9 protein-coding genes are annotated in these 12,571 nt (G+C 73.2%); 7 read left to right on the forward strand and 2 right to left on the reverse strand.

The annotated features are described in order from the left end of the window. Nucleotides 1–957 precede the first annotated feature (957 nt). The 6 genes from ET526_RS09460 to ET526_RS09485 all read left to right on the forward strand — a co-directional run bounded on the left by ET526_RS09460 (nucleotide 958) and on the right by ET526_RS09485 (nucleotide 8,137). Nucleotides 958–1,650: a ParA family protein gene (locus ET526_RS09460; protein ID WP_135467451.1), complete on the forward strand. Its 693-nt coding sequence runs from the start codon at nucleotides 958–960 to the stop codon at nucleotides 1,648–1,650. After that, nucleotides 1,647–2,381 (forward strand): hypothetical protein, encoded by a 735-nt coding sequence (locus ET526_RS09465; protein WP_135467452.1) that lies wholly within the window; start codon nucleotides 1,647–1,649, stop codon nucleotides 2,379–2,381. Before ET526_RS09460 ends, ET526_RS09465 begins: the two co-directional genes overlap by 4 nt. 617 nt (nucleotides 2,382–2,998) lie before the next feature. Continuing rightward, nucleotides 2,999–3,931 (forward strand): replication protein RepA, encoded by a 933-nt coding sequence (locus ET526_RS09470; RefSeq protein ID WP_135467453.1) that lies wholly within the window; start codon nucleotides 2,999–3,001, stop codon nucleotides 3,929–3,931. 237 nt (nucleotides 3,932–4,168) lie between these two features. Continuing rightward, the gene (locus tag ET526_RS09475) at nucleotides 4,169–5,647 is read left to right on the forward strand and encodes a TIGR03013 family XrtA/PEP-CTERM system glycosyltransferase (protein WP_158295540.1); all 1,479 of its coding nucleotides are present in this window, start codon (nucleotides 4,169–4,171) and stop codon (nucleotides 5,645–5,647) included. Nucleotides 5,648–5,717: 70 nt separating this feature from the next. Then, nucleotides 5,718–6,947, forward strand: coding sequence for a glycosyltransferase (locus ET526_RS09480; RefSeq protein WP_135467455.1), 1,230 nt, complete (start codon nucleotides 5,718–5,720; stop codon nucleotides 6,945–6,947). Continuing rightward, a complete protein-coding gene (locus ET526_RS09485; protein ID WP_158295541.1) occupies nucleotides 6,944–8,137 on the forward strand; it encodes a methyltransferase domain-containing protein in 1,194 nt (397 codons plus the stop codon). Before ET526_RS09480 ends, ET526_RS09485 begins: the two co-directional genes overlap by 4 nt. Nucleotides 8,138–8,258: 121 nt before the next feature. Here the strand turns inward: ET526_RS09485 and ET526_RS09490 are convergent, their stop codons facing one another. Beyond that, nucleotides 8,259–8,930 (reverse strand): YdcF family protein, encoded by a 672-nt coding sequence (locus ET526_RS09490; RefSeq protein WP_135467457.1) that lies wholly within the window; start codon nucleotides 8,928–8,930, stop codon nucleotides 8,259–8,261. Between the two features lie 93 nt (nucleotides 8,931–9,023). Next, complete coding sequence (locus tag ET526_RS09495) at nucleotides 9,024–11,297, reverse strand: glycosyltransferase (RefSeq protein WP_158295542.1); 2,274 nt, start codon at nucleotides 11,295–11,297, stop codon at nucleotides 9,024–9,026. 85 nt (nucleotides 11,298–11,382) lie between these two features. On the opposite strand from ET526_RS09495, the gene ET526_RS09500 reads away from it, so the two are divergent. Further along, a complete protein-coding gene (locus tag ET526_RS09500) occupies nucleotides 11,383–12,435 on the forward strand; it encodes a GNAT family N-acetyltransferase (RefSeq protein WP_158295543.1) in 1,053 nt (350 codons plus the stop codon). Nucleotides 12,436–12,571: the final 136 nt, after the last annotated feature.

Below are 12,571 nucleotides of genomic sequence, written 5' to 3' on the forward strand. Positions count from 1 at the left end.
CGTCACCAGGACCATGGGCGCCGGGAACGGCTCCAGCCCCCGCCGGCAAGGATAGGCCTGTGGCCTTGCGGAACAACCCCTCCGACGCATCGCCTGCCCTTCCCCATCCCGGAACGGATCGCCCGTGGTCCCTTTCCATGCGCCGCCTGCGGCCCTTGGCGACATGTCTGCGCGTGCTGCTGCCGGCGCCTCGGCGGCGCATTGCCTGTAGTGCGTGGCCGACAGGGCGTGGCCGGTGCGGGTTGCCCGATCTGCCGCGCCGACGACGCCTCCGGCGCCAAGCCAGACCGTTTCGCCCTGACCACCCCGGCCGCGCTCCGCATCAGGGCATCGAGGCGGCCCTGGGGTGGACGCTCCGGCGCGGCCTGCTGGCGAGGGAGACCGGCTGGCGTTGCGGCAGGTCTGCACCTTCGGCGATTTCCGCTGCGACGGCGATCCCCCCTACGGCAACACTGAGCTGCAGGCGCGCCGCGGCATCCCTGCCGGGCCGAGCTGCGCTACCGCCACCCGGCGGGGGCGTGGGCGGCCCCCAAAGCCGGAATGGGTGTCGCAGGCCCTGCACGGGACAATGCGGACACGCCGAAGACCAACAGCCTCACGATCTTCGGGCTGAGGACCGGCTGGGACTTCGCCGGCGGCCCTCCTGGAGGCGCGCAATCTCGACAACCGGCGCTACATCGCCAGCGCCAATGTGGTGCCGCAGGCGGTGCCGAACCAGGCGCTGTTCGAGCCGGGCTTTGGCCGCAGCGTCTTCGCCGGGCTGCAGCTCCGGTTCTGACCCTCCCTTCCTGCGGCCGAGGAGGGGCGGCGGCCCCTCCCGGGCTTGGCGCCCCGCGCGCAGGGAGGCCCGGCCTTAGACATGTCTAATTTCGGCTTTTACGCCCCTGTCCCCGACATCGTGGACAGCGCGCGCGCGCAGGGGGTATTGCGGTTCGGGGGAATGCAGGGGGATCGGACATGCCGGATGCCGCCGCGCGCGAGCGCGCCGCCGAGGTCGTGGATGCGCGCTGCCGCATCCTGCTCGTCAGCAGCCCGAAGGGCGGGTCGGGGAAATCGGTGCTGAGCCGCCATCTGCTGGTCAGCGCCGCCCAGACGGGGATCCGCGCGGTCGGCCTCGATTTCGACCGGCAGCAGACGCTGACCAAATGGGCGGCCCGCCGCGCCCGCACGCGCGAGGCCTTCCCGGATTTCGCCGAGGCCATGGTCGAGCCGGTGACGCTGCAGGACTGGCGCGCCGCGCTGCGCCGCACGGAAGGCTACCGGCTCGCCGTGCTCGATACCCCGCCGAGCGTCGAGGATCACCTGCCGGCGATCGAGGCGCTGGCCGAGGCGGCCGACCTTATCCTGGTGCCGGCAGTCTGCACGCAGGACGACGTGGATTCCGTCGCGCCCTGGATCCGGGCGCTGGCCGGGAAGGGGTTCCGCTGCTCGGTGGTGCTGAACCGCGCCAACCGCCGGACCACGAGCTACGCCCGCATGCGCGGCCTGCTGGTGAAGGTCGGGCCGGTCTGCCCGATCGAGCTGCCGCAGCTCGAGGATATCCACGTGCCGGCCTCGAAGGGGCTGACGCTGCTCGACTATTCGAAGTCGCGCGGCATCGAGCCCTTCGAGGAGATCTGGGCCTATGTGCGCCGGGAGGTGGGGCTGTGACGGCGGCCAGCGGCAAGCGGTCGCGGGCCGCGCTGCGGGCGTTCCTCGCCGCCGAGGACGGAATCCTCGCCGATCCGGCGCCGGCCGATCCCCGCGCCGCCGAGCTGGAAGCGCTCGGGGCCGAGGATCCGGAGGCGCTGCGGACGATCCGCGAGGTGTTCGCCGGCACCTCGCTGCCGGAGGACCGGGAGAAGGTGCGGCGCCTCCTGCGCACGCGCAGCGAGATCCAGAGGGAGTGGGCGGATGCCCGGGATTCCTTCCTCGCCATCGGGCGGGCCCTGATCGCCCTCGAGGCCATGCTGACGAAGGCGGAGTTCGCGCGCCTGCGGCGGGGCAGCGCGCGGCTGTTCCCGTTCTCGGACGCGACGGCGACGCAGCTCCGCCAGATCGCCCGCGCGGTGGATGGCGGCCGCATCCCCGCCGAGGCCTGCCCGGGCAGCTACGGCACCGCCTACCAGATCACGCTGCTGACCGAGCCGCAGCTGCGCGCTGCCCGCGAGCGGGGGCTGATCCGGCCGGACGTGACCCGGCGCGAGATCCTGCAGCTGCGCCGCGAGGTGCCGGCTGGCGGCGCGCCCCTGCTGCCGGCAGGGCGCCTCGACCGCGCCCGGCTGCGCGCGGAGCGGGCGCGGCTGGCCGAGCGGCGCGCCCGGCTGGCGGCGGCGCTGGCGGCGGTCGAGCACCGGATCGCCCAGCTCGACGCGCTGCTGGCGCCAGCACTCGAGGGGTAGGGCGCCGGGCCTGCGGGCGGCGCCCGGACCTTCCCGGTCTCGCTGCCCTTGGAACCGGGGCTGGATCGGGCCTCGGCGGCGATTGTGGCGGCGCCGCAGCAGGCACGATAAGAACAATTATCGCATGTGCCACCGGCCCGAAGGGAGGGACAAGCAGCCGTCCGGAGCGCCAGAACGGGACCCATCTCGGCAGGGCCGCCAAACGGGAGAGGGTGCCTGCGCCTCGCGGGGCGGGAGATGGGACAGGACGCACGGACCGCTCCAGGCCCGCCCGGCGCAGGAACGCCAGGACCCGGAGGGGATGGAGAACAAGGGCGGAATGAGGGGACTCTTGACGCTGCCCGGAAGCGCCCCGGAATGAGGGGACTCTACTGACGCCGCCCGGAAGCGTCCCGGAACGAGGGGACTCTACTGACGCCCCCGAAGGTTATCCACAGGGCCCGGACTTATCCCGGGGACTCTACTGACGCGATCAGGGGACTCTACTGACGCGACTCGGGGTTATCCAGGGGACTCTACTGACGAATCTAATAATTAGAATCTAATAGTTCTTCTAATAGCTTGCGTCAGTAGAGTCCCCCTTGCATCTGTGGAACACCCGACGGCTTATGGAGGCCATGGGCGAGGTACACAGGCTGATCCAGCAGCACGGGGTCGAGGGCGCGCGGGCGCTGGCCGCCACCAAGGCCGAGCGGCAGGCGATCGATGCCGCCCTCTCGATCATGAGCGAGGAGGAGAGCCGCCTCGGCATCACCCATGCGGGCTTCGCCATGACCTCGCTGCCGCACAAGCGCATCGAGGAAGGGTTCTGGCGCCGGGAAGGCCACCGCACCACGCTGCTCGTCGAGTCCGGCCGCGACCGGGCAGGGCGGTTCATCGGCGTGCCCTACGGCTCGATCGCCCGGCTGATCCTGCTCTACCTGCAGACCGAGGCGATCCGCACCAACTCGCCCGAGGTCGAGCTCGGCCGCTCCATGAAGTCCTGGATGGGGCGGATGAGCCTGACGACGGGCGGCAAGACCTACCAGCTCGTCACCGAGCAGGCGCGCCGCATCTCCGCCTGCCGCCTGACCTTCTTCGCCGACCGCGAGAACGGGCTCGAGGCCCGCCACAACGGCGCCTTCGTGCAGGATGCGATCTCGCTCACCGGCCTCGCCGGCGACGAGAACCAGCCCTCGCTGTGGCAGGACCGCGTGCGGCTGGACGCCGGCTTCTGGCGCTCGCTCAAGGAGCATCCGGTGCCGGTGCGCGAGGAGGCGATCAAGGCCATCGGCACCCGCAGCCTGGCCATAGACGTCTATGTCTGGCTCGCCTACCGGCTGCATTCCCTGGCCAAGCCCACCCCGGTGAGCTGGGCGGCGATCCATGCCCAGTTCGGCGCCGGCTTCCGCCTGCTGCGCCAGATCAAGCCGAGCTTCACCGAGGCGCTGCATTTGGCGCTCGCGGTCTATCCGGAGGCGCGGGTGGACCTGGAGAAGGACGGCATCCTCCTGCACCCCTCGCCCCCTGCCGTGCCGAGAGCCGAGGCACGGCGCCTCGGCCTTCTCTGAAGGCGCTCCCAGCCAGCCGGCTTGGAACCCTCCCGAACCCCGACAGGGGACTCTACTGACGCTGCGGTTCCAGGAGAGTGGACTCTACTGACGCCCCTCCGCTGGGAGCGAGCATGCCCGGCTCCGCGATCCAGGCGCCAACCCGCCTCGACCATTCGTTACGAGGAGCAATTAACTTTCTGATGCATATACGGCTGCGATCATCGCCTTTCTGGTTTCCGCAGCCTCGGAGTGCCGGTGAACACCTCCTCGAACGCCGTCACGCACCCCCTCGCCGAAACGCTTCCAGGCCGGCGGCAGGACCGGCCCGGCAAGGGCGGCGCGGCAGGGCCGCCCCGCCCGATCCTCGGGGCGGGCCCCGCGCTGCTGCTGCTCGACATCCTGCTCGCGGCCGGCGCATGGACGGCGGCGGTCCTGCTGCTTCGGCAGCTGGCACCGCAGGAGCCTCCCGGCCTGCCGGCCCTGCTGCTCTACCCGGCCGCCTATCTGCTGTTCCTCTACGCCTTCGGGCTGTACCGGCGCGAGGCGCTGCTGGAGCTGCGCCGCTCCCTCGGCCGCGCCGCCCTTGCCGCCGGGCTCGGCGGCCTCGCCGCCTCGGTCGCCGTCGCGCTGCTGCCGCCGCCCCTCGGCGGGGTCGGGGTCGGCAGGCTCTTCCTCGCCTCCGTGCCCGGCTTCGTCCTGGCGGGGGGGGTGGCGCGGGTCATCCTCTTCGGCCTGCGCCGGCAGGGCGCCTTCCGCCGCCGCCTGCTCGTCATCGGCGCTGGCCGGCGCGCCTGGGACCTGATGTGGCTGCTGCGCAAGGAAGGGCGCACCCTCGCCTATGACATCGTCTTCGCCCACGACCCGAGAATGGGGGAGATGGATCCGCGCCTGGCCGAGGACCCGGCGCACCGCGTCCTGCATGCGGGCGAGGATTTCCTCGCCCTCGCTCGGGAATTCGGGGCCGATCAGGTCGTCGTCGCCCCCGACGAGCGGCGTGGCCTGCCGATGCGGGCGCTGCTCGCCTGCAAGACGGCGGGCTTCCCGGTCCACGAATATCTCCGCTTCCTCGAGAAGGAGATCGGCCGGGTGGACATCAAGCGTCTGGAACTCGGCTGGCTGCTCTACGGGGAGGGCTTCACCTTCAGCCCCATCGACCGGGCGCTGAAGCGGCTGCTCGACATCGTGGCCAGCGCCGCGGCGCTGCTGCTCGCCTTTCCTTTCCTGCTCGCCGCCGCGATCGCGGTGAAGCTCGAGGATGGCGGGCCGGTGCTCTACCGCCAGGCCCGCGTGACCCAGGGGGGGCGCGTCTTCCACATCATGAAGCTGCGCACCATGCGGGTGGATGCCGAGCGCTTCGGTGCCGTCTGGGCCGCCGAGCGCGATCCGCGCGTCACCCGCGTCGGGCGCTTTCTGCGCCGCACCCGGCTCGACGAGCTGCCGCAGCTCTTCAACGTGCTGCGCGGCGACATGTCCTTCGTCGGCCCGCGCCCGGAGCGGCCCGAATTCACCCGCGAGCTCGCCGCCAGGCTGCCGCTCTACGAGGAGCGGCACCTGGTCAAGGCCGGGCTTACCGGCTGGGCGCAGATCAACTACCCCTACGGCGCCTCGCTCGACGACGCGCGCTCCAAGCTCAGCTACGATCTCTACTACGTGAAGAATTTCGGCATCCTGTTCGACCTGCTCATCATCCTGCAGACCCTGCGCGTGGTGCTCTGGCCCGGAGGGGTGCGCTAGGATGGGCGGGGTGGAAACGGTTCGGAAACCAAGTCTGTTCAACCAGGAACCGGTTCTGTAGACCCTGCCCATGCGCGTGCTGGCCTTCACGACGGTGTTTCCGAACGCGGTGCGGCCCCAGCACGGCCTGTTCGTGCTCGAGCGCCTGCGCCACTGCGCCCGGCGCGCGGAGATCCGCGTGGTCGCGCCACGGCCCTTCTACCCCTGGCCGGCGATGCGGGCGGTGCCGCGCCACGAGGTGAGGGACGGCCTCCCCGTCGAGCATCCGGTGTTCCGCTACCTGCCGCGCTTCGGCAAGCCGCTGGACGGGCTGTTCCTCTACGCTTCGGCGCTGCGCTGCGTCCGCCGGCTGCGCCGGGAATTCGACTTCGACCTGATCGATGCGCATTTCGGCTATCCGGATGGCTACGCCGCCGTCCTGCTCGGCCGCCTGCTGCGCCGCCCGGTGGTGGTGACGCTGCGCGGCACCGAGCCGCTGGTCGCCGCCGCCGGACCCGGCCGCCGCCGCGCCCTGGCCTGGGCGCTGCGCCACGCCGACCGGCTGATCGCCGTCTCGCAGCCGCTGGCCGAGGATGCGCGGGTGCTGATGGCCGAATACGGGCCGCCCGAGGGCTGCCCGCCGGTCACGGTGATCGCCAACGGCGTGGACACCGCCCGCTTCGCGCCGCGCCCGCAGGCCGAGGCGCGCGCCACGCTCGGCCTGACGGCGGCGGGGCGGCTGCTGGTCTCGGTCGGGCACCTTTCGCCGCGCAAGGGCTTCCAGCGCGTGCTGCGCGTCATGCCCGAGCTGCTGCGCGCCATGCCCGATCTCCGCTTCGCCATCATCGGCGGCCGGGGAGGGGAGGGGGACAACGGGCCGGAGCTGCGCCGCCTCGCCGCCGAGCTCGGCCTCGCCGAGCGCGTGGTCTTCGCCGGTCCCCAGCCGCCCGAGCGGATCGCCGCCTGGCTCAACGCCGCCGACCTGTTCGTGCTGGCGAGCGACCATGAGGGCTGCCCCAACGTGGTGTGGGAGGCGCTCGCCTGCGGCCTGCCGGTGGTCGCCACCCGCGTCGGGGAGGTGCCGGCGATGGTGCCGGACTTCGCCGGCCTCCTCTTCGACCGGGCGGAGGACGCGCCGGCGCTGCGCGCCGCGCTCGCCGAAGGGCTCGCCCGCCGCCACGACCGCGCCGCCATCCGGCGCTGGGCGGAACGCCACACCTGGGACGGCGTCGCGGACCGCGTCTTCGAACAGTGGGCCTCCGCGCTCGCGCCCGCCGCGGCGCCGGGCTGGGCCCCCGCCAAGGAGGGGATTGCAGCGTGAGGCCACGCCTTCTCGACATCGTCCGCTGCCCGGCCTGCCGGTCGCGGCTCGACCTGCACGTCATCACGGAGGAGCGGAAGCCGCTCGCCCGCCCGGAGCTCGCCGGGCGCTGCGTGGGCGGCCCCGGGCGCTACGAGCGCGACATCCGCGAGGGCTTGCTGCGCTGCACCGGCTGCCCGCTGCTCTATCCGGTCATCGCCGGCGTGCCGCGGCTGATCCGCAACGCCTATGACGAGTACCGCGAATTCTACTGGCGCCACCGCGGGACCATCGGCGGGCTCGAGGGCATGGAGGAGATGCTGCGCCGTCTCGGCGCAGTGGACCCTTCCGCCTTCGACAGGCGCAGCAACGAGAGCTTCGGCCGCCAGTGGCAGGAATACCAGTACGAGGACCGCACCTGGTTCAAGGACGACCTGGCGCTGCGCAAGGGCGAGTTCCTGGCCTCCATGGATCTCGACGAGGCGGCGCTGCAGGGCCGGCTGCTGCTCGATGCCGGCTGCGGCAACGGCAAGCTCACCGCCTCGGTCGCCACCTACGGCGCCGAGATGGTCGGCATGGACCTCTCGCGCAGCGTCGAACGCGCGGCGGCGAACGCCGAGCACAGCGCCGGCGAGCACGCGCCCTTCGTCCATTTCGTGCAAGGCAACATCCTAGAGCCGCCCTTCGCGCCCGAGACCTTCGACCACATCCACACCAGCGGCGTACTGCACCACACGCCGGACACCTGGCGCGCCTTCCGCAGCTTCCTCGCCCTCGGCAGGCCGGGGGCGCATGTCTACGTGCAGCTCTACCGCGTGCGCGAGCCCTGGGTCGGCATTCCGAACCGGATGATCCGCGCCGTCACCTCGCGCCTGCCGGTGGAGGTGACCTGGCGGCTGTGCTGGCACCTGGTGCCGCTGCACACGCTCGCGGTCCGTGCGGTGGCGCGGCTGCGCGGCGAGGAGACGCCGATCGTCCGGGCCAACCGGCGCGAGCGCGCCGTATCGCTGTTCGACAATTACAGCCCGCGCTACCAGTACCGCTACCGGCCGGAGGAGGTGCGGGAGAAATTCCTCGCCGCCGGGCTCGAGGCGGTGAAGGATGTCACCTTCGAGAACGAGGCGCGGCACATGGTCGCCTTCGTCGGCCGCAAGCCGGCGCGGCCGGAGAGCGCGGGCGGGCAATTCGGCCGCGTCTCGGAGCGCGTGTGAGGGAAGCGGCCGGCGCGGCCCTTCCGCCCTGCCGCGTGATCCGCTTCGGCGGATCGCGCTTCCGCCCTTTATGGGGCGGCTGCTTCGCCGCTCCGGCGCGCCCGGCTCCGCGGGTCAGGCGCTATCCGCCATCGCGCAGCGCGTAGACCAGCCGCCCGGCCCATTCGCGCAGCGCGAACCAGCTTGCGGCGAGATGGTCGGGGCGGGGCACCCAGTCGGCGGGGCGCCCCTCCGGCGCCCGGCTGAGGCGCAGCGGCGCGGGATGGGCGGGAAAGCCCTCCCGCGCGAAGGCCTCGAGCGCGCGCGGCAGGTGCCAGCCATGGGTGACCACCAGCGCCGCGCCGATTCCGGCCTCGCGCAGCATGGCGGCGCTGAAGGCGGCGTTCTCCCGCGTGTCGCCGGCCCTGCCCTCGATCCAGCGCGCCTCGACGCCGAAATCCTCGGCGAGGCTCCGCGCCATCAGCGCCGCGAGCGAGGGCTCCCCCGGTCGCAGCAGGCCGCCCGTCACCAGCACCGGCAGCCCCGTCGTGCGGTGCAGCGCCGCCCCGGCGCGCAGCCGCTCCAGGCTGAGCGGGCCGACCTCCGGCCCCCGCGCGCGGTCGCGCACCACCTCGGCGCCGAGGATGACGATCGCGCCGGGCCGCACCCCCTCCGCCGCCGCGCCGGCCGCCACCTCGCGCTCGAGCGAGGCCATCAGCCACCCCGCCGCGAAGGGGGTGGCGAGCAGCAGCACGAGCAGGGCGGCGAGGGCGGCCAGCGCCCCTCCCGCCCGCCGGCCGCGCCAAGCCAGCACCCCACCGGCCAGGGCGAGGAGGACGAGCAGCAGCGGCGGCAGGGCGAGCGCGGTCAGCAGGGCCTGGAGGGACAGGGCAACCTCCGGGCGGGATCACGCCGAGCCCACGGGCTGCGGCGAGGCGGCGACCGGTGCGGGAACCGCCGCCGGAGGGGTGTCCGGCCGCACCTCCCGCCAGGAGCCGCAGCGTCCGCCCAGCTCCTCGCGGAAGAAGGCGTAATACTCGTCGAGCCAGGCGAGGAAGCGATGAAGCTGCTCCTGCGTGCGCACATAGGGCGTGTTGCCGGGCTGCAGCGAGGGGGTGTGATAGGTCAGCACGAAGACCCGGTGCCCCTCGGCCAGCATGGCGCGGGTCAGGCGCTTCGCCTCCTCGATCGTCATGCCCTCGGGGCTGAGGCGGATGCGCTCGAACAGGCCGAGGCGCGCCAGCAGGCTGGTCGCGCCGAGCCGCTCCGAGAGTGGGCGGAAGGTGAGCGGCGCGAGGCGCCGTCCATGGCGCCGCGCCAGCCGCCCGACCAGCGCCGCCGAGGTCGGGATCTCGATCAGCCTCCGCTCCCGGTCCACCCAGTAGGGGCGGGCGGACAGCGCCCAGATGTCGCTGCCATGGTGGCTACCCTCCGGGGGCCAGTACGGGTCGAGGCTGCTGTCGGCGAGGTAGCCGAGCCGCTTCAGGATGTCCGCGGTGCGCGGCCCGGCGCCGTAGCGGCCGGTGCGGTAGATCTGCGGATGCACGCCGAAGGTCTCGCCCAGCATCTCGGTCAGGCGCCGCGCCTTCTCGAGCTCGAGCGGCGCCGGCAGGTTGCCGGCGAAGCTGTTGCGCTCGCACACCTCCTCGACGAAGGGCGGCGTCACCCAGGGGTGGAGCTGCGCCCCGATCTCGCAATGCCCGCCCTGCAGCAGTTCGCGCAGCGGCGCCCGCCCCTCCTCCTGCGAGGCGACGGGATAGTCGGTGAGGTAGACCGGCACCGCCCCGTGCCGCTCGAACACGCGGTGCGCCAGGTGCTGGCAGCGCATGGAGGAGACGTCGGCGGCGGCGCGGGAGAAGGGCTTGTCCCAGTCGAAGGCCTCCTCCGCATCCACCATGGTGACCAGCAGCGGCCGGTCGGAGGGCGGCGGCACCGGGGTGTGGAAGCGCGGATCGAGGATCGAGGCGGTGCAGCCGAGCCCGGTCTCCGGCTCGGCCGAAGGCGGGCTGACGATCCGCTCCGCGAGACCATAGACGCCGAGGTAGCGCGCCGCGATGCCGCGCATGCCGAACTGCTCGGCGGCGAGAAGCCGCCCGGCCCCGCCGAGGCGCCGGCGCAGCGCCGGCTCGGCGGCCAGACGGCGGACGGCGGCGACGTAGCCCGCCGCGTCGGTGAACAGGAAGCCGGTCCTGCCGTCGAGCACGAAGCTGTCGTTCACCCCCGGCAGGTGGCGGACCACGACCGGCAGGCCGTGCGCCATCGCCTCCGGCACCACCGTGCCGAACCCTTCGAGGCGGGAGGCAAAGACCAGCATGTCGGCGGCGTCGAACCAGGGATGCGGGTCGAGCTGCTCGCCCGCGAAGATCACCGACCCGCCGAGCCCGAGGGCGGCGACCCGCTCCTCCAGATGCCGGACATAATCGGGTTCGAGCGGGGGGCCGACCAGGACCAGCCGCGCGCCGGGATGGGCGCGGCGGATCTCCGGCAGCGCCTCGATCAGGAACAGCGGATCCTTGCGCGGGCAGAGGCCGCCGACGAAGAGCAGCACCGGATCCTCCGGCCCGACGCCGAGCTGCGCGCGCATCCGTGCGCGCTGGCCGGGGGGGGAGGCGGGGACGGTGATGCCGCAGGGGATCAGGTGGCAGCGCGCCGGATCGGCTGCGACCGCGCGCGTCTCGGCATGCAGCTTGGGGCTGATGCTGACATAGGCGTGGAACAGGCGCAGCCCGCGCGCCACCAGCGGGCGGAGCTGCGGGCGGTACCAGCCGATCAGCACCGGCAGGCTGTCGTCCAGCGTCGCCGAGAGGACGAGGCGGCGGCGCATCAGCCGGGCCAGCAGGTAGCCCATGAAGTACCAGTCGGCGTGGGTGCGGACATGCACCGTGTCGTAGCGGTGCAGGTGGCGCAGCAGCCACCACACCAGCCTGAGGTGCCGCGCGATCTCGCCGACCGGCCCCTTCGTCAGGTAGGCGACGCGGGCCAGGGTGGAGCAGGCGGCCGCCTCCTGCGGCGCAGCGGGCCGCGGCGTGTGGGTGACCAGCAGCTCGTGCTCCACCTCCGGGGCGAGTTCCTGCATCACCGCGCTGGAGCGTTCGAGGAACACGCCCTCTCCGGTGAAGGCCGGGCGGTAGTATTTCAGCACGTGCAGCACCCGGCTTGGCCGGGCCCGGCCTGCCCTCATCGGCGTGTCTCCGGCGCGGGGGATCCCGCCTTCCTTGCGATCTCGCATCATATCCCGCCCCGATGACATCTTGTAGCCTCGTCCCGTGCGTATAGACATCATCCCGGTGCGCTGCCTCGCCGCGCTCGGCGAGACCTGGCGGGCCTTCGAGGCGGAGGTGCCGGGCCTCTCCTTCTTCCAGTCCTGGACCTGGATCGGCTGCCTGGCCGAGGAGCGCTTCGGCGATCCGCTGCTGCTGCGCGCCGAGGCGGGGGGGCGGCTGCTCGGCCTCGCCCTGTTCAACCGCCGCCGCGGTCGGCTCTGCCTCGCCGAGAGCGGGGAGGCGGGGCTCGATGCGCCCTTCATCGAGCACAACGCGCCGCTGCTCGCCGCCGGGGCGGGGCCGGAGGTGCTGGCGGCGCTGCTGCGCGCGGCCTGGAGCGTGCCCGGGGCGCGGCGGCTGGTGCTCTCCGGCGTGCCGCCGCCGGTCGCCGCGGCGGCGGGGGGTGTGGCCTTCCGCCGGCAGGAGCGGCAGGCGCCCTTCGTGGATCTCGACGCCGTCCGGGCGGCGGGGGGGGAGTGGATGGCGAGTCTCAGCGCCAACACCCGCTACCAGATCCGCCGCTCCCTGCGGCGCTACGCGGCGCGCGGGGCGCTGGCGCTGGAGCGCGCGGCGACGGAGGCGGAGGCGCTGGCCTGGCTGGAGGCGCTGGTGGCGCTGCACGAGGCGAGCTGGCGCGCGCGCGGCCAGCCCGGCGCCTTCGCCACCCCCTTTCTGCGCCGCTTCCACCGCGCCCTGGTGACGCGCGCCCTGGCACGGGACGAGCTCGACCTGCTGCGGCTGACGGCGGGCGGGGAGGCGGTGGGCTACCTCTACAATTTCCGCCTGCGCGGCCGGGTCTACGCCTATCAGAGCGGCCTCGACCATGCCGGGGCCGGGGCGCACGGCAAGCCGGGGCTGAGCTGCCACGCCCTGGCGGTGGAGCGGGCGCTGGCGGCGGGGGAGGGGGCCTACGACTTCCTCGCGGGTGCGGACCGCTACAAGCGGAGCCTGGCGAACGCCGCCGCGCCGCTGCTCTGGGTGGAGGCGGTGCCGGCTTGGTCGGTACCCGGGCTGGTGGCGCGGCTGCGGCGGGCGGTGTCCGGCCGGGAAGGGTAAGGCGGCCGGCGTGTGTCGGATTTCTTTACAGCGGCGCTCCACCGCGGCGCCCGTGGGGCAGGGGCCGCGGCGGGTCCGCCTTCGGATCGGGGCATTTCCGTTCGCCGCGACTCACGGCAAATGCCCTGGTCTTTCG

It is taken from the genome of Crenalkalicoccus roseus (genome assembly GCF_004761865.1).
GTDB classification, from domain to species: Bacteria; Pseudomonadota; Alphaproteobacteria; order Acetobacterales; family Acetobacteraceae; genus Crenalkalicoccus; species Crenalkalicoccus roseus.

What these genes read in the sequence shown, in the direction of transcription:
- ET526_RS09460 (WP_135467451.1), top strand. Translation starts at nt 958, where the DNA reads ATGCCGGATGCCGCCGCGCGCGAGCGCGCCGCCGAGGTCGTGGATGCG.
- ET526_RS09470 (WP_135467453.1), top strand. Translation starts at nt 2,999, where the DNA reads ATGGGCGAGGTACACAGGCTGATCCAGCAGCACGGGGTCGAGGGCGCG.
- ET526_RS09480 (WP_135467455.1), top strand. Translation starts at nt 5,718, where the DNA reads ATGCGCGTGCTGGCCTTCACGACGGTGTTTCCGAACGCGGTGCGGCCC.
- ET526_RS09495 (WP_158295542.1), bottom strand. Translation starts at nt 11,297, where the DNA reads ATGAGGGCAGGCCGGGCCCGGCCAAGCCGGGTGCTGCACGTGCTGAAA.